Annotated in this window: 17 protein-coding genes; 8 read left to right on the top strand and 9 right to left on the bottom strand. The window is 72.3% G+C overall.

Annotated elements, in window-relative coordinates:
• Nucleotides 1–10: 10 nt before the first annotated feature.
• Both ACIBLC_RS13485 and ACIBLC_RS13490 read right to left on the bottom strand, forming a co-directional pair.
• Nucleotides 11–1,036, bottom strand: a complete 1,026-nt coding sequence (locus ACIBLC_RS13485) for a hemolysin family protein (RefSeq protein ID WP_399211038.1) — start codon at nt 1,034–1,036, stop codon at nt 11–13.
• The gene (locus ACIBLC_RS13490; RefSeq protein WP_399211039.1) at nt 1,033–2,367 is read right to left on the bottom strand and encodes a hemolysin family protein; all 1,335 of its coding nucleotides are present in this window, start codon (nt 2,365–2,367) and stop codon (nt 1,033–1,035) included. Before ACIBLC_RS13490 ends, ACIBLC_RS13485 begins: the two co-directional genes overlap by 4 nt.
• 464 nt (nt 2,368–2,831) lie before the next feature.
• Here ACIBLC_RS13490 and ACIBLC_RS13495 point away from each other — a divergent pair, with 464 nt between their 5' ends.
• Nucleotides 2,832–3,035 (top strand): cold-shock protein, encoded by a 204-nt coding sequence (locus tag ACIBLC_RS13495; protein WP_055611897.1) that lies wholly within the window; start codon nt 2,832–2,834, stop codon nt 3,033–3,035.
• Nucleotides 3,036–3,087: 52 nt separating this feature from the next.
• Here ACIBLC_RS13495 and ACIBLC_RS13500 read toward each other — a convergent pair whose 3' ends face one another.
• A complete protein-coding gene (locus ACIBLC_RS13500; protein ID WP_399211040.1) occupies nt 3,088–3,249 on the bottom strand; it encodes a hypothetical protein in 162 nt (53 codons plus the stop codon).
• A gap of 17 nt (nt 3,250–3,266) precedes the next feature.
• Here ACIBLC_RS13500 and ACIBLC_RS13505 point away from each other — a divergent pair, with 17 nt between their 5' ends.
• Both ACIBLC_RS13505 and ACIBLC_RS13510 read left to right on the top strand, forming a co-directional pair.
• Nucleotides 3,267–4,793 carry a DEAD/DEAH box helicase gene (locus ACIBLC_RS13505; RefSeq protein ID WP_399211041.1) on the top strand — a complete coding sequence of 509 codons (1,527 nt, stop codon included), beginning with the start codon at nt 3,267–3,269 and terminating at the stop codon, nt 4,791–4,793.
• 89 nt (nt 4,794–4,882) lie between these two features.
• Complete coding sequence (locus tag ACIBLC_RS13510; protein ID WP_399211042.1) at nt 4,883–5,209, top strand: SCO5918 family protein; 327 nt, start codon at nt 4,883–4,885, stop codon at nt 5,207–5,209.
• Between the two features lie 83 nt (nt 5,210–5,292).
• Here ACIBLC_RS13510 and ACIBLC_RS13515 read toward each other — a convergent pair whose 3' ends face one another.
• The gene (locus ACIBLC_RS13515; RefSeq protein WP_399211043.1) at nt 5,293–5,715 is read right to left on the bottom strand and encodes a hypothetical protein; all 423 of its coding nucleotides are present in this window, start codon (nt 5,713–5,715) and stop codon (nt 5,293–5,295) included.
• 319 nt (nt 5,716–6,034) lie between these two features.
• Here ACIBLC_RS13515 and ACIBLC_RS13520 point away from each other — a divergent pair, with 319 nt between their 5' ends.
• Nucleotides 6,035–6,373 carry a MerR family transcriptional regulator gene (locus ACIBLC_RS13520; protein WP_399211044.1) on the top strand — a complete coding sequence of 113 codons (339 nt, stop codon included), beginning with the start codon at nt 6,035–6,037 and terminating at the stop codon, nt 6,371–6,373.
• 25 nt (nt 6,374–6,398) lie between these two features.
• On the opposite strand, the gene ACIBLC_RS13525 is transcribed toward ACIBLC_RS13520, so the two are convergent.
• Entirely contained in the window at nt 6,399–7,433 is a 1,035-nt protein-coding gene (locus ACIBLC_RS13525) for a zinc-binding dehydrogenase (protein WP_399211045.1), read from the bottom strand.
• Nucleotides 7,434–7,536: 103 nt separating this feature from the next.
• On the bottom strand, nt 7,537–8,202 hold the full coding sequence (locus tag ACIBLC_RS13530; RefSeq protein WP_399211047.1) for an SDR family NAD(P)-dependent oxidoreductase: 666 nt from the start codon (nt 8,200–8,202) through the stop codon (nt 7,537–7,539).
• 221 nt (nt 8,203–8,423) lie between these two features.
• Between ACIBLC_RS13530 and ACIBLC_RS13535 the strand changes: the two genes are divergently transcribed.
• The gene (locus ACIBLC_RS13535; protein WP_399211049.1) at nt 8,424–9,410 is read left to right on the top strand and encodes a TauD/TfdA dioxygenase family protein; all 987 of its coding nucleotides are present in this window, start codon (nt 8,424–8,426) and stop codon (nt 9,408–9,410) included.
• Between the two features lie 4 nt (nt 9,411–9,414).
• On the opposite strand, the gene ACIBLC_RS13540 is transcribed toward ACIBLC_RS13535, so the two are convergent.
• The 3 genes from ACIBLC_RS13540 to ACIBLC_RS13550 form a co-directional block, all read right to left on the bottom strand.
• Nucleotides 9,415–10,416 (bottom strand): alpha/beta fold hydrolase, encoded by a 1,002-nt coding sequence (locus tag ACIBLC_RS13540; protein WP_399211050.1) that lies wholly within the window; start codon nt 10,414–10,416, stop codon nt 9,415–9,417.
• Between the two features lie 177 nt (nt 10,417–10,593).
• Nucleotides 10,594–11,253 (bottom strand): response regulator, encoded by a 660-nt coding sequence (locus tag ACIBLC_RS13545; RefSeq protein ID WP_399211051.1) that lies wholly within the window; start codon nt 11,251–11,253, stop codon nt 10,594–10,596.
• Nucleotides 11,254–11,278: 25 nt separating this feature from the next.
• Nucleotides 11,279–12,586, bottom strand: a complete 1,308-nt coding sequence (locus ACIBLC_RS13550; RefSeq protein ID WP_399211053.1) for a sensor histidine kinase — start codon at nt 12,584–12,586, stop codon at nt 11,279–11,281.
• A 185-nt stretch (nt 12,587–12,771) separates the two neighbouring features.
• Between ACIBLC_RS13550 and ACIBLC_RS13555 the strand changes: the two genes are divergently transcribed.
• The 3 genes from ACIBLC_RS13555 (at nt 12,772) to ACIBLC_RS13565 (ending at nt 16,368) form a co-directional block, all read left to right on the top strand.
• Nucleotides 12,772–13,017: a hypothetical protein gene (locus ACIBLC_RS13555; protein ID WP_399211054.1), complete on the top strand. Its 246-nt coding sequence runs from the start codon at nt 12,772–12,774 to the stop codon at nt 13,015–13,017.
• A complete protein-coding gene (locus ACIBLC_RS13560) occupies nt 13,014–13,778 on the top strand; it encodes an ABC transporter ATP-binding protein (protein ID WP_399211055.1) in 765 nt (254 codons plus the stop codon). Before ACIBLC_RS13555 ends, ACIBLC_RS13560 begins: the two co-directional genes overlap by 4 nt.
• A gap of 76 nt (nt 13,779–13,854) precedes the next feature.
• Nucleotides 13,855–16,368 carry an FtsX-like permease family protein gene (locus tag ACIBLC_RS13565; RefSeq protein WP_399211410.1) on the top strand — a complete coding sequence of 838 codons (2,514 nt, stop codon included), beginning with the start codon at nt 13,855–13,857 and terminating at the stop codon, nt 16,366–16,368.
• Nucleotides 16,369–16,382: the final 14 nt, after the last annotated feature.

The raw sequence follows: 16,382 nt of genomic DNA on the forward strand, positions 1-16,382 counted from the left end.
CCGGTTCCGGTCACGTGCGCGTGGCCGGGGCCGGGCCGACCAGTTCCGAGAGCACGTCCTCCATCGTGACGAAACCGAGCACCGCGCCCTTCTCGCCGGTGACCGCGGCCAGATGGCTGCCCGTGGCCCGCAGTGCGGTGAGGGTGTCGTCGAGCGGGGTGTCGATGCGGACCCGGGTGACGGGGTGCAGGGCGGCCGGCGGGAAGGGCCGGTCGCGGTCGGCGACGCCCAGGGTGTCCTTGATGTGCAGGTAGCCGAGCAGGGTGCCGTCCTCGCCGGTGACCGGGAAGCGGGAGAAGCCCGCCCCGGCGGCCTCCCGCTCCAGCCGCGCCGGCGTCACCGTGTGGTCCACCGTGCGCATCTGCGGCACCGGGACGAGGATCTCGCCGACCGGGCGGGTGCCCAGTTCCAGCGCGTCGCGCAGCCGCTCACCGTCCGCGGGCGTGAGCAGTCCGGCCGCGCTGGAGTCGACGACCATGCGGGCGAGCTGGTCGTCGGTGAAGGCCGACTCCACCTCGTCCTTGGGCTCCACCCGCAGCAGCTTGAGCAGCGCGTTGGCGAAGGCGTTGATCCCGAAGATCACCGGCTTCAGGGCCCGGGTGAGCGCCACCAGGGGCGGCCCGAGGAACAGCGCCGTCGGCACGGGCGCCGCGAGCGCGATGTTCTTCGGGATCATCTCGCCGATCAGCATGTGCAGATACGTCGCCACGGTCAGCGCGATGACGAAGGCGATCGGGTGCACCAGCGCGTGCGGGATGTGCGCCGCCTCGAAGGCGGGCTCCAGCAGATGGGCGATGGCGGGCTCGGCGACCGCGCCGAGCACCAGCGAGGAGACGGTGATGCCGAGCTGGGCGGTGGCCATCATCGCGGAGATGTGCCGCAGCCCCCACAGGGTCATCCGGGCACGCTTGTCGCCCTCCTGGGCGCGGGGTTCGATCTGGCTGCGGCGCACCGAGATCAGGGCGAACTCCGCCCCGACGAAGAACGCGTTGGTCAGCAGGGTCAGGGCACCGATGGCGAGCTGGACGACGGTCATCGGGCTTCCTCCGTGACGAGGTGCGGCGCCGCCGACGGTTCGGTGATGCGGACACGGTCGGCGCGGTGGTGCTCGACGTCCAGCACGGTCAGCCGCCAGCCGTCGAGGTCGACGGTGTCGCCCTCGACGGGGATACGGGCCAGGCGCGTGGCGACGAGTCCGGCGACGGTCTCGTACGGGCCGTCGGGGGCGGTCAGCCCCATGCCGGTCAGCTCGTCGATCCGTACGCCACCGTCCGCCTCCCACACCGCGCGGCCGTCCTGCGTGGCGGGCGCGGGCAGCAGGTCGGGGACCTCGACGGGGTCGTGCTCGTCCCGCACCTCGCCCACGACCTCCTCGACGATGTCCTCCACCGTCGCCACACCGGCCATGCCGCCGTACTCGTCGATGACGACGGCCATGGTGCGGCTCTCGCGCAGCCGCACCAGCAGCCGGTCGGCGGTCAGGCTGTCGGGCACGAGGAGCGCGGCGGTGGCCAGTTCGGTGACCGGCGTCACCGCCCGCGCGGCGGGCTCAAGGGCCAGGACGTCACGGATGTGGACGGTGCCGACGACCTCGTCGAGACTGCCGGCGTAGACCGGGAAGCGGGACAGCCCGGTGGCATGGGTGAGGTTCGCGGCGTCGGCGGCCGTGGCGTGCGCCTCCAGCGCGCGGACGTCCACCCGCGGGGTCATCACGTTCTCGGCCGTCAGCTCGCTCAGGTGCAGGGTGCGTACGAAGAGTTCGGCGGAGTCCGCCTCCAGCGCGCCCTCGGCGGCCGAGTGCTGGGCGAGCGCGACCAGTTCCTCGGGGCTGCGGGCGGAGGCCAGTTCCTCGGCGGGTTCGAGGCCGACCCGGCGTACGAAACGGTTCGCGGTGTTGTTGAGGTGGCGGATGAACGGCCCGAACGCGGTCGTGAACCCCCGCTGCGGCCCCGCCACCACCTTCGCGACCGCCAGCGGACGGGAGATCGCCCAGTTCTTCGGCACCAGTTCGCCCACCACCATCAGCACGACGGTGGAGATGACCACCCCGAGCAGCGTCGCGACGGACGAGGCCGCGCCACCGAGGCCGACCGCCTCCAGCGGACCGCGCAGCAGCACGGCGAACGACGGCTCGGCGAGCATGCCGATCACCAGCGAGGTGACGGTGATGCCGAGCTGGGCACCGGACAGCTGGAGGGTCAGCTTGCGTACGGCCTTCAGCGCGCCGTCGGCGCCCCGCTCCCCGGCCTCCGCGGCCCGCTCCAGATCACCCCGCTCGACGGTGGTGAGGGAGAACTCGGCCGCCACGAACACCGCGCAGGCGAGCGTGAGCAGCAGGGCCAGCAGCAACAACAGGATCTCGGTCACCGTGCCACCCCCGATCCCCCGCACATGCCGGTCGGGCGGGATGTGGCACGGCTGGTACTGGGAGGTTCACCCATCGCGGAACCGTCGCTCCTCTGTCGTCGTTCTCGTGGCCAGGTCCCGTCCAGTGTAAAGGGATCGCAAAGTTGGTCCACCCGGCACCCCGCCCGCGGCGCGCCGGCGCCCCGGGACCGCCACACTCCGCCGACCGGCTTCCCGGCAGAAACACTGGATCCCGAGGCAGCCAATATCTATGGCCGCGAAATGAGAATTTACCGCGACGCGCGATGAGAGTTTTTCGGCCGACAGGCGGAACACATTTACTCACCACACCCCGCCGATCGCAGCGTGCTACTGTTGATCTCAGTTGCAGTTGTGGTCCCCAGAAAATCCTGAGGGTAATCATCACGGCGACACGGAATGCGCACAGTGTGCAGTCCGACGCACCGCCCCGAAGGAGATTCAACATGGCTGCCGGTACTGTGAAGTGGTTCAACGCGGAAAAGGGTTTTGGTTTCATCGAGCAGGACGGCGGCGGAGCTGACGTCTTCGCCCACTACTCGAACATCGCCGCCCAGGGCTTCCGCGAGCTCCAGGAAGGCCAGAAGGTCACCTTCGACATCGCGCAGGGCCAGAAGGGCCCGACGGCGGAGAACATCGTTCCCGCCTGACGCTGACGCAGACTTCGCAGCTGGGGCCCGCACCTTGGGGTGCGGGCCCCAGCTAGCTGCGTTCCAGAGCACGGAATCGTCGGGCCGCCTTGATCAGGCACCGCATCCCGTGTGTTTTTACTGCCGACCAATTTCGGTCCGGCATTTTCTTCGGCTCGTTCTTGCGATTCTCTGCGCTGTTCATACGCTGCGGGAATTCCTTGATACGTGCCATATCAAGGAAGGTTTCGCATGAATCGCGACCGCACACGTAGCCGTACTAACGATCGTTTCTCGCGCACGCGCACCGGGGGCTCCAGCTCCGGCGGATATGGCTCCGGAAATTCCAGCTCCGGGGGTTCCGGTTTCGCCAGGGGCGCCGGCCGCTCCGGTGGCGCCGGCCGCGGGGCGGGTTACGGCCGTCGGCCGGCCGCGCCGCAGGGCGAGTTCGCGCTGCCGAAGACGATCACTCCGCCCCTCCCGGCCGCCGAGGCGTTCGCCGACCTCGACATGCCGGCGGCGCTGCTGACCGCGCTCGGCCAGGAGGGCATGAGCGTGCCGTTCCCGATCCAGGGGGCGACACTGCCGAACTCGCTCGCCGGCCGTGACGTCCTCGGCCGTGGCCGCACCGGCTCGGGCAAGACCCTCGCCTTCGGCCTCGCGCTGCTTGCCCGTACGGCCGGTCAGCGCGCCGAGCCCAGGCAGCCGCTGGCCCTTGTCCTCGTCCCCACCCGCGAACTGGCCCAGCAGGTCACCGACGCGCTCACCCCGTACGCCCGTGCCGTGCGGCTGCGCCTGGCCACCGTGGTGGGCGGGATGTCGATCGGCAGGCAGGCCGGTGCGCTGCGCGGTGGCGCGGAGGTCGTGGTCGCGACCCCCGGCCGGCTCAAGGACCTCATCGACCGTGGCGACTGCCGGCTGAACCAGGTCGCCATCACCGTCCTCGACGAGGCCGACCAGATGGCCGACATGGGCTTCATGCCCCAGGTGACCGCGCTGCTCGACCAGGTGCGTCCCGAGGGTCAGCGGATGCTCTTCTCGGCCACCCTCGACCGCAACGTCGACCTGCTGGTCCGGCGCTACCTGACCGACCCGGTGGTGCACTCCGTCGACCCGTCCGCGGGGGCCGTCACCACGATGGAGCACCACGTGCTCCACGTGCACGGCGCGGACAAGAACCGGACGACCACCGAGATCGCGGCCCGCGAGGGCCGGGTGCTCATGTTCCTGGACACCAAGCACGCGGTGGACCGGCTGACCGAGCACCTGCTGAGCAGCGGCGTCCGCGCCGCCGCCCTGCACGGCGGCAAGTCCCAGCCGCAGCGCACCCGGACGCTGGACCAGTTCAAGACCGGGCATGTGACGGTGCTGGTGGCGACCAACGTCGCGGCACGCGGGATCCACGTCGACAACCTGGACCTCGTCGTCAACGTGGACCCGCCCACCGACCCCAAGGACTACCTGCACCGCGGCGGACGTACGGCCCGTGCCGGCGAGTCCGGCAGCGTCGTCACCCTGGTGACGCCCAACCAGCGCCGCGAGATGAGCCGGCTGATGGTAGCCGCCGGCATCACCCCGCAGACCACCCAAGTGCGTTCGGGTGAGGCCGAGTTGAACCGGATCACCGGCTCCCAGACCCCCTCGGGCGTCCCGGTCGTCATCAGGGCGCCGGTCGTGGAGCGGCCGCGTCGCGGCGGCTCCGGCTCGTCGCCCTCCTCGTCCCGGGGCCGGCGCGGCCGCACCGGGCAGCGGCGGCCCGCCGTCAAGCCCGCGGCCTAGGCTCCGTCGAAGGCGGGTGGATCCGTCCACCCGCCCCCGGTCAGCAGCTCGTCCCCTCCCCGCCCCCTCCTCAGCCCCTGTGAGGCATCATGCGCTGTGTCATCGCTCGTTTCCCGTTCGACCTCACCAAGTTCGGCGTGCTGGAATCGATGAAGGGTGTCAAGCCCGAGCCGATCACGGGTGAGTCCGTGATCATCGGCCGCACCCACTACCCCGTCAAGCAGGTGGGCGAGGTCATCACCCGGCAGGACCGCCGCGACTTCACCGGCGGCGAGGTCACCCGGGCCATGGCCCGGCTCGGCTTCACCTGCCGCAGCGGTCAGGAGACCGCGCCCGCCGCACCCGTGGCGCCTCCTCTCACCCCGCTGGAGAACGCGTCGGCGCTGCTCGGCAGCCCGGCCCCGCTGGAAGTCTGAGCAGCACAGCGGTCCTGGTAACACAACGTTGAGGGCCCTGCCGACACACGTCGGCAGGGCCCTCGTCGCGTTTCGACGGGTTCTCAGTGGTCGGAGTAGCTGAAGTCCCCCACGGTCCAGGCGCTGACGTCCTTGATCGCGACGCGGAACATCCCGCCGGTCTCGGGGATCCCGACGTTGCCCTGGAGGATCCGGGCGAGGTGGAAGTGCAGGTGGGTGGGCGCCTCACCAGGGTCGGGCCGGTCCGGCGTCCGGTCCGGCGACCCGTCCGGAGCCTGGTCCGGCGCCTCGTCCGGCATTCGCTTCGCGGTGAAGACGCCGGAGAACGTGCCGAGGCGGTCCGAGTCCTTGAGGACCTCCGACACGCGCTCCCTCCACACGGTTTCGGGGGCCAGCCGGCCGGTGATGACAGCGCCGCCGACGACCACGGTGAGCGACATCTGATTGCTTTGCCCGGACTCCACCATGGCGGAGATGTCAACGAGCAGCTCGTCAGGGTTCGACATGGGAGCTGATTCTATTACCGGCCGCCCCGCCTCGCCCCCAATCCCGCAGGCCGTAGAATACTTGCCTCTCCAGCCCTCCGAAATCTACTCTTGACAGAGTAGACATTGATCGGTGCCCTGGCTAAGGTTTCTCGCAGAGCTGTAGTCGAGCAGGACCCGCGGACACGGACCGGCGGGTAGCGGTACCTGAAGTTCGCAGATCGGGAAGGTTCGGGAAAGTCGACGCAGCGGCAGCACCTGCCGATGGTGTTGAATTTCCTGCGGGGCCCTGGTGCCGTACGGCGCCAGGGCCCCTTGACGCGTTGCACATCGAGGTGAAATGACAGCAGATACTCCGCTCAGTGGCCATCTGGACGATGACGACTACCCGGCGTACACGATGGGCCGGGCCGCCGAGATGCTCGGCACCACCCCCGGCTTCCTCCGGGCCATCGGTGAGGCCCGTCTCATCACTCCGCTCCGCTCGGAGGGCGGGCACCGGCGGTACTCCCGCTACCAGTTGCGGATCGCCGCCCGCGCCCGCGAGCTCGTCGACAAGGGAACCCCGGTCGAGGCCGCCTGCCGCATCGTCATCCTCGAGGACCAGCTGGAGGAAGCACAGCGCATCAACGCCGAGTACCGCCACTCCACGAAGGAAACGACCGACAGTTCGAGCTGAGCGTCCGGGTGGCCGGGCGTGCGGGTCAGGGCTGGACGAGGACCTTCAGGGCGGTGCGGTCGGCCATCGCGCGGTAGCCGTCCGGGACACCCTCCAGGCTCACCGTGCTGTCGAAGACGCGGCCCGGCAGGATGCGGCCCTCCAGGATGTCGGGCAGCAGTTCCCCGATGTAGGCGCGGGCGGGAGCCACCCCGCCGGTGAGGGTGATGTTCCGCATGAAGTCCGGGAAGCCCATCGGCACCTCGGCGTACTGCGGGGCGCCGACCCGGCTGACGGAGCCGCCGGCGCGGACCACGCCGAGCGACATCTCCATCGCCGGCAGCGTGCCGACACACTCCAGCACGGTGTGGGTGCCGTCGCCGCCGGTCAGTTCCCGTACCCGCTCGACGCCTTCCTCGCCGCGCTCGGCCACCACGTCGGTGGCACCGAATTCGCGCCCGAGGTCGGTACGGTCCCGGTGCCGGCCCATCAGGATGATCCGCTCGGCGCCCAGCCGCCTGGCGGCGAGTACGGCGGAGAGGCCCACCGCTCCGTCGCCGACCACCGTCACCGTCGTACGGGGGCCGACGCCCGCCGTGACCGCGCAGTGGTGGCCGGTGCAGAGCACGTCCGACAGGGTCAGCAGGGAGGGCAGCAGGACGGAGTCCTCCGCGACGGGCAGCCTGACCAGCGTGCCCTGCGCCTGCGGGACCCGTACGGCCTCGCCCTGGCCGCCGTCGACGCCGTCCGCGCCCCACTGGCCGCCGTGGCGGCAGGAGGTCTGCAGGCCCTCGGCGCAGAAGTCGCAGGTGTTGTCCGCCCAGACGAAGGGCGCCACGACCAGGTCGCTGGCCTTCAGGCCGGACACGTCGGAGCCGGTGTCCTCGACGACGCCGAGGAACTCGTGGCCGATGCGGTCGCCGTGCTCAGTGGCGGGCCGCGAGGCGTAGGGCCACAGGTCGCTGCCGCAGATGCAGGAACGCAGCACGCGGACGACGGCGTCGGCCGGGTGCTGGATCTTCGGGTCCGGCACGTTCTCGACGCGGATGTCACCGGCGCCGTAGATCAGGGTTGCTCGCATCAGTTCTTCCGTTCTCTGTTGCCCGACAGGGGCGCACCGGCGCGCCTCTCCCCCCGCCACTTGGCCCGATGAACGCTACTTTCCGTTCCGGCCCGGCGCCCGCTCAGCTGTCGAGGTCGTCCGCGTAGTGCCGGAAGCCGTGCCGCGCCCGGTGGATGTTCCACAGGGCGTCGGCGAGCGCCGCGGGCGCCTTCCTGTCGTGGCCCTCGATGATCGCGCCGGGGATGACGAGCTGCGCCACATGGATGCCCTCGCCGGCGAGGGTGTCGTGCAGCAGGTGGCCGTACGCGCTCTCGGCGGCGAAGGCGATCGAGGTGCCGGCCCGGTCGGGGTGGGGGACCGCGGCGGTGCCGCCGTTCACGAGGAGGACGGTGCCGCGGCCCAGCGACCGCATGGCGGGCAGCACGTGCCGGACGGCCGCGGCGGGCCCGTACACGGAGAACTCGATCGGGCCCACCAGATCGGCGGGCGCCGTCTCCAGGACCGGCCGCATGAAGTCGCGGTGCGGAACGGGGCTGTACTGGAGGATCTCGATCGGGCCCAGGGTGGCCGCCGCGGCGTCCAGGGCCGCTTCGAGGGTTTTCGGGTCGCGTACGTCGGCGGTGAAGCCCCGCGCCGTGACGCCGGCGCCGGCCAGGCTCGCGGCGAGGGCGTCGACGCGTTCGCGGCTGCGCGAGATGAGGGCGACCTCGTGGCCCTCCCGGCCGAACCGCCGCGCGACGGCGGCTCCGAGTCCGGGTCCCGCACCGATGATGGCGATGGTGGTCATGGGATGGGCTTCCTTCGGTGAGGGGGCAAAGGCCTGCGGGTGACGTCCGGGGGAGGACCTCCCACGAGCATCCAGAGTGCTGGCCCGACGCGCATCCCGACAGGGCCCTGTCCGGGCCGGCCGCCCTCGCGGAAGGGCGCGCGCCCTGTCCCCGGGGCCGGGCCGCGGTCCATGATTCTTTCGACGGGGGCGAACTCACGGCCGACGGAGCGCGGATGCGGATGACGACAACAGATGACGGTGTCGAAGGCGTCGGAGGCACCGAGGGTGTCGAAGGTGTCGAGGTGAAGCCCGTCGCCGGACGGATCGGCGCGGAGATCACGGGGGTCGATCTGGCGGCCGGGCCGCTGGACGACGCGGTGGTCGCGGTGATCCGGGCGGCGGTGCTGCGCTGGAAGGTGGTGTTCTTCCGCGACCAGCGGCTGGACCACGCGGCGCACATCGCGTTCGCGCGCCGGTTCGGCGAGCCGGTGACGCTGAGGAAACGCGGAAGCGCGTCGCCGGAGGGGTTCCCCCAGGTGGAGACGACGGCCGACCGGCTGGAGCTGGGCGGACGGTACGGCATGGACCACGCCGAGTGGCTGGAGCGGCGCCGGCACACCCTGCTGCGGGGCTGGCACTGCGACCACGGCGCCAGGATCGACCCGCCGGCCGCGACGATCCTGCGCGCCGAGACCGTACCCCCGTACGGCGGCGACACCACGTGGTCCAGCCTGGCGGCGGCGTACGCCGGACTGTCGGAGCCGGTGCGGAACTTCGTCGACGGGCTGCGCGCCGAGCACCGGCTCGGGGTGGGGTACCAGCCGCGGCCGGGCGACGACGCGTACGTACGTCATCTGCTGGACCGGCAGGTCGCCTCCAGCCATCCCCTGGTGCGGGTGCACCCGGAGACGGGTGAGCGGGTGCTGTTCGTCAACGGCTACTACGTGGAGCAGATCCAGGACGTCTCCCGCGCGGAGAGCCGCCTGCTCCTGGAGATGCTGCTCGAACAGGCGACCAGGCCGGAGTACACCGTCCGTTTCCGCTGGGAGCCGGGCAGCGTGGCCTTCTGGGACAACCGCGCCACCATCCACCTGGCCCCGAACGACCTGGGGCATCTCGACTTCCCGCGCGTCATGCACCGGGTCATGCTCACCGGCGACATCCCGGTCGGCGTGGACGGCAGGCCCTCCGAGGCGATCGTCGGGACGGAGCCGGGCCGCTGGTAGTGGCTCAGGCCGGCAGGGAGGCCAGCCAGTCGACGAGGAGGCGGTTGGTCTCGGCGGGGCGTTCCTGCTGGAGCCAGTGGCCGCAGCCGTCGAGGATGTGGCAGGAGGACAGGCCGGGCAGCGTGGCCGGGTAGGCCTCGATCGCGTCGGCCAGCCAGGTGGTGGAGGCGTCCAGGGCGCCGCCGACGAACAGCGACGGCTGGGTGACCGGGGCGCCGTCGAAGCCGGCGAGGTCCTCCCAGTCGCGGTCCATGTTCCGGTACCGGTGCAGCGCTCCGCTCAGGCCGGTCCGCTCGAACTCCCCCGCGTAGAAGTCGAGTTCGTCCTCAGTCAGCCAGCCGGGCAGCCGTCCGTCGGGACGGAACCGGTCGCGCAGTGTGCCGCCGGGGCTGACGAAATGCGGGTCGGGCGCGCCGGGTCCCGGCATGGTGTCGGCGGACAGGGCGGCGTAGAAGCCGGCGAGCCAGCCGCGTACGTCGGGCTCGATCTCGGCCTCGGCGCGGCCGGGCTCCTGGAAGTAGGAGACGTAGAACTCGTCCTTCCCCGCCCCGCCCATGCCGGCGAAGATCTCGCTGGGCCGGGGTCCGCCACGCGGTGCGTACGGCACGCTCAGCAGCCCGACCGCGCGGAATACGTCCGGCCTGAGCAGGGCCGAGTCGGCGGCGATGGTCGACCCCCAGTCGTGACCGACGATCACCGCGGACCGCTCGCCCAGGGCGTGCACCACCGCCGCGTTGTCCTCGGCCAGTTCGAGCATGCGGTACGCCTCCGGTGCGGCGGGCCTCGATGAGCGGCCGTAGCCCCTGACGTCGATGGCGACCGCGCGGTAACCGGCCGCCGCCAGCGCCGGGAGCTGGTGGCGCCAGGAGTACCAGGACTCCGGGAAGCCGTGCACGAGCAGCACCAGGGGACCGCTGCCCTGCTCCACCAGGTGGATCCGGCCCGCGGGTGAGGGGATCAGCCGGTGGGTCGCGGCCGGGGCGGGAACAGGGGCTTGGTGCGCCATGGGGGTCCTCCGGGGAGCTCGGGCTCGGCCTGCCGTTCGGTCGACCCGCTGTCGGGCCGGTCGGCCTGCCGTCGGGGCCGTCCCGTCGTCGGGCCGGCCCGCCCTTCGATCATCCGGAGAACGGCGCGCTCGTGGCCAGCCGCGTTGCCGCTTCGGCAACACGGCGGCGGCTGCCGGTCAGGACCTGCGGTGCGCGTCGTCCAGGTAGTGCAGTACGGCGGCCACCCGGCGGTCCGTGCGGTCGGTGGGCGCCAGGTTGAGCTTGGCGAAGATGCTGCGGATGTGTTTGTGGACGGCGCCCTCGGTGACGACGAGGCGTTCGGCGATGGCGGTGTTGCCCAGCCCTTCGGCCATCAGCGCGAGCACGTCGTGTTCGCGGGGACTGAGGCGGTTGAGCCGGGTGTCGGGGCGGGTGCGGGCGAAGAGCTGGGCGACGACCTCGGGGTCGATGGCGGTGCCGCCGTCCGCGACCCGGTGCAGTGCCTCCAGGAACTCCTGGACGCGGCCGACCCGTTCCTTGAGCAGATAGCCGAGCCGGGCGCTGCCCTCGGCGAGCAGATCGGTGGCGAAGGCCTGCTCGACGTAGGCGGAGAGCACCAGCACGGCGAGGCCCGGCTGCCCGCGCCTGGCCTTCACCGCCGCGACGATCCCCTCGTCGGTGTGCGTCGGCGGCATCCGTACGTCGACGATGGCGACGTCCGGTTCGTGCTCCACGACGGCGGCCAGGAAGTCGTCCGGCGTCCCGGCGGTGGCCACGACGTCGAGGGACTCCGCGCGCAGCAGCAGCGCGAGCCCTTCCCGCAGCAGCGGGTCGTCCTCGGCGATCACGATCCGCACGGCGGGCTCACTTCCTGGTCGGGGGTCACAGACCGCACGGCAGGCTCACTTCCATGGTGGTGGGGCCGCCGGGTGGGCTGGCCAGGGCGAAGGTTCCGTCGTGTGCTTCCGTACGGCGGCGGATGCCGACCAGACCGGAACCGCCCGCCTCGTCCGCGCCGCCCCGTCCGTCGTCGGTGATCCGCAGCAACAGCCGGTCCTCGCGGCGCCTGACCATGACGGTGGCCTGCCGGGCCCCGCTGTGCTTGGTGATGTTGGTGAGCGCCTCGGCGACGACGAAGTAGGCGGTCGCCTCGACGGAGGCGGCGAACCGCTGGGGCACGTCGGCGTCGATCCGGCAGGGGACGGGACAGCCGGCGGCGAGGCCGGAGAGCGCGTCGGTCAGGCTGCGGTCGGTCAGGACCGGCGGCAGGATGCTCCGTACGACCGCGCGCAGTTCGGCGAGGGCCTGCTCGGCCGCGCCCTGCGCCTGTTCGAGCATGGCGTCGGCGCCGGACGGATCGCGTTCCACCGCGCGGCGGGCCGCGCCGAGCAGGACGGTGACGGCGACCATGCGGTTCTGGGTGCCGTCGTGCAACGACCGTTCGATACGGCGCAGTTCGGTGGCGTGCGCGTCCAGGGCGGCGGCCCGTGTCGAGGTCAACTGGGCGACGCGCAGGGCGAGATCGGTGCCGGGGTCGGGCGCGAGGAGCCGCCGTCCCGGCCAGGCCTGAAGCCAGGCCAGGGCCGGTTCGAAGCCCACGGCGACGGCGAACCAGCCGAGGCCGAGCAGGCTGACCGCGAAGGCACTGGGCCAGCCGTCCACGGTCACCAGGCCGAGGGAGTCCGTCGCCTCGTCCGCCGGCAGCAACTGCCACCACAGCGGGAACGTGGCGTTGGTCGCCGCGGTCAGCGGCAGCGTGAGGCCGACCATGCCGAGAAACAGACCGCCGAAGGCGTGGCTGACCAGCCAGCGCAGTTCCCGCCGGGTGGCGCGGTCCGCGACGGCCTCCCGCAGCCGGCCCGGTCCCGTGCCCGGTTCACGGCCGATGATCTCCGGGCCCCACTGCGACAGCCGTGCGCGTTCCCGGTCGGCGAGCGCCCGCACCGCGCGCAGCGTGCTGGGCACCAGGAGGAGGCCCACCCCGACGAGGCACGCGACCGCGGTGACCGCCACCCACAGCAGCAGGACGAGCGCGAGGACTGCGGTGCCGAATCCGCCGACGAGGTGCTCGAAGGCGTCCAGGGCGGTCCGCGCACGGGCGAACGCGTCCCACGGGCGGGCGGGCCGCGGGCCGGTGGCCGGTCCGGTGTCGTCGGCGGGTATGACGTCGATGGCATCACTCGCGGGCATCCGCACCTCCTGGACGGTGACGATAGGGCACCCCGCGAGGCATCGCCCCACCGCCCTCGCGAGGGGCCAAGTACAGCCTGCTGTACCTCGGTCGGCCCGCTGGCCGGATCGTTCGCGGCGGTGATCGTTCGTAACTTCGTGGTGTGCCCGAGAACCCCGCGAACACTACGGACAAGGAGCGACCCATGACCGACGCACACCGCGACATCATGACCCCCGAGCCCTTCCGACCCGAGCCTCCCGCCAGGGACGACGGCGGGATCGTACGACCCCTGCTGTGGACGCTGCTGCTGCTCGGCGCCGTCGCCAACATGCTGACCTCGTCGATCGGCGGACCCGGCGTGTACGTCGGGATCGGCTTCGGTGTCCTCACCCTGGCCTGTGCCGCCGCGCTCGTCGCCCACCACCGTCGGAGCCGGGGGCGGTCATGAGGAACAGGGCGGTCGCGAGAAACATGACGAGCCGGGCCGGACACGCGTCCGCCGTCGAGCTGGCCGGCGTCAGCAAGACCTACCCCGGCGGGGTGCGCGCCCTCGACGACGTCTCCCTCGCCGTGGAAGCCGGCACCTTCCTGGCCGTGATGGGGCCTTCGGGTTCCGGCAAGAGCACCCTGATGCACTGCGCCGCCGGGCTGGACTCACCGACCGGCGGGCAGGTCTTCATCGACGGCACGGAGATCGGCGGCCTGAACGAGACCCGCCGCACCGAACTCCGCAGGAAGAGCGTCGGGTTCGTCTTCCAGTCCTACAACCTGGTGCCTTCGCTGAGCGTCGAGGACAACATCCTGCTGCCGCTGCGGCTGGCCGGCCGACGGCCCGACCAGGAGTGGGTGCGCGGCCTTGTCGAGCGGGTCGGAATGAGCGGGCGGCTCGCGCACCGGCCCGCCGAGCTGTCCGGAGGGCAGCAGCAACGGGCCGCGATAGCACGGGCGTTGGCCACAAGGCCCGCCGTCGTGTTCGCCGACGAGCCGACGGGCGCGCTGGATCTGCGGACCGCCCGCGAGGTGCTCGGACTGCTGCGCGACCTGGTGGACAACCTCGGCCAGACCGTCGTGATGGTCACCCACGACCCGGCCGCCGCGGCACACGCGGACCTGGCGGCGGTGATGGCCGACGGACGGGTCGTCGACACGTTCAAGGCACCGAGCGCCGCCGAACTGGCCACGTGCGTCACCAACCTGGAGACGGAGTAGTCCCATGCCGAAGGCCCTGTCGAAGCCGACGTCCGAGCCCATGTCGAAGGCGATGTCGAAATCCATGCCGGCGCCCATGCTGTACTTCGCCCGGCGGATGGCGCGCCGCAGGACAGCCGCGCTGCTGGCCGTCGGCTGCGCGACTCTCGGCGGTGCCGCGATGGTCACCGGCATCGGCGTGCTCGCCGAGTCGGGTTGGCGCTCGCACGCGCCGGTGCAGCGGCTCGGCGGCGCCGACGTCGTCGTCTCCGCGAGCCAGACCCACCACCCGGCCGGGGACCTGCCGATCAGCCTGCCTGAGCGGGCCAGGGTGCCCGCCGGTCTCGCCGGACGGCTGGCCCGGCTGCCCGGGGTGGCGAGCGCGGTGGGGGACGTGAGCTTCCCCGCGGCCGTCGTCGACGGCAAGGGCGCCGCCGTGGCGGCGGGCGATCCCGGTGCCGCCGGCCACGGCTGGTCCTCGACCGCCCTGCTGTCCGGCGCGCGGGTCGAGGGCACGGCACCGACCGGTCCGCTCAACGTGGCCCTGGACAAGGGCACGGCCACCGCGGCGGGCGCCCGGCCGGGCGGCCGGGTCACCGTGGTCGCGGCCGGGCACTCGGCCACCTACCGGGTCGCGGCCGTGGTCGACACCCCGGTGACCGGCATCTACTTCTCCGACGTGACGGCACGGAAACTGGCCGGCTCGAAAGGCGTCGATCTGATCGCCGTACGCGCCGAGAAGGGTGCCGCCGACGAGGTGGCGGCCGAAGTACGCCAGGCCGTCGGGCGGGACGGCCTCATCGTCTCCACCGGAGCCGCCCGGGGCGACGTCGAGTCCCCCGAAACCGCCGCCGCCCGCTCCCTCCTCCCGCTGCTCGCCTCCTCACTGGCCGGCATCACCCTGCTGGTCGTCGGCTTCATCGTGGGCGGTGCCCTGTCCGTGTCGGTCGCGGCCCAGCGGCGTGAACTCGCCCTGATGCGGGCGGTGGGCGCGACGCCCCGGCAGATCCGCCGGCTCGCCGCCTGCCAGGCCGCGGTCATCGCGGTCGCCGCGGCCCTGCCCGGAGTGGGCCTCGGCTACCTCCTCGCCGAACGCTTCCGGGGGCTCCTCGTCTCCACCGGGATGCTCCCGGACACTCTGCCGCTGACCCTCGGCCCGCTCCCCGCCGTCGCCGCGGTGCTCCTCCTGACCGGCGTGGTGAGCATCGCGGCCCGCTGCGCGGCCTGGCGCACCTCGCGGATGCCGGCCACCGAGGCGGTCGCGGAGTCGCGCAGTGAACCCCGTACGCCCTCGAAGGCGCGCGCCCGCACCGGAGCCGGGGTGATCCTCGTCGCGACCGCGGTGTCGGTCGTTCCGCTGCTGGCCCGTTCGCAGGCCGGGGCCGCGGCCACCGCCGTGTCCGGGATCCTCGCGGCGATCGGTCTCGCGCTGGCGGGTCCCGCGCTGGTCAGCGGGGTCACCCGGTGGCTGGCGGGCAGGCTGTCGGCGAGGACGTCGGCGCCGACCTGGCTCGCGGTGTCGAACAGCCACGGGTACGCGCTGCGCGCCGCCGGTGCCATCAGCACCCTCGCGATGGCCGTGGTCTTCACCCTCACCTACACGCTCACCCAAACCACCGTGATCGCGGCCACGCACAAGGACGTCCACGACGCGACGCGGGCCCAACTCAGCCTGACCGCACCGGGACTCGGCGGTCTCCCCGACGACCTGCTCCCCGCCGTGCGGGACACGCCGGGTGTGCGCGCCGCGGCTCCCGTCACCACGACCACCGCGCTGTGGGCGTACAAGATGGCGGGCGACGACACGATCGAGAGCAGTTCCGCGCTGGTACTGACGCCGGCCGCGGCGGGCGTCCTGGACCTCGACGTGCGCACCGGCGGCCTCGCGCGGCTCAGCGGTTCCACCATCGCCGTCGGGACGGATGTCGCCGAGTCGCGGGACGCGCGGGTGGGGAGCCGGGTGAAGCTGATCCTCGGTGACGGCACCCCCGTGACCGCCCGGGTCGTGGCGACGTACGCCCGCGGGCTCGGGTTCGGCCCCGTCGTGCTCTCCCGCGACCTGGCCGCCGGTCACACCACGAAGGACCTGGCCCAGTCCGTGCTGATCCGCACGGACGGCACCGAGACCGCCCACCGGAACATCACTGAACTGGCCGCGTCCCGGCCGGGGTTGGCCGTGACGGACAACGCCGAGCCGGGAGGCGTTGGCGGGGTCGCGCCCGAGCTGTGGATCAATGTCGCCGTGCTCGCCGTACTGCTCGGCTATCTCCTGCTCGGCATCGCCAACAAGCTCGTCGCCGGCACCGCGGCCCGCCGCACCGAACTCGCCACGCTCCAGCTGATCGGCGCCACGCCTGCCCAGATCCGCTCGATGATGCGCCGCGAGGCGGGCCTGATCACCGCTCTCGCGCTGGTCATCGGCCCGCTGCTGTCCGTCGTCCCGCTCGCGCTGCTCTCGCTGGGCTTCCTGCACCGGCCCTGGCCCGCGGGACCGCTCTGGCTGCTGCCGGCCATCGCGGCGGTGGTCGCCACCATCGCCTTCCTCACCGTCGAACTGCCCACCCGCCAGGCGCTGCGCACCCCGCCCGTGAACGCGCTCGCCCGCGGCTGACCATCACGCGGGGC

The organism is Streptomyces sp. NPDC050535, from assembly GCF_044457665.1.
Classification (GTDB): domain Bacteria; phylum Actinomycetota; class Actinomycetes; order Streptomycetales; family Streptomycetaceae; genus Streptomyces.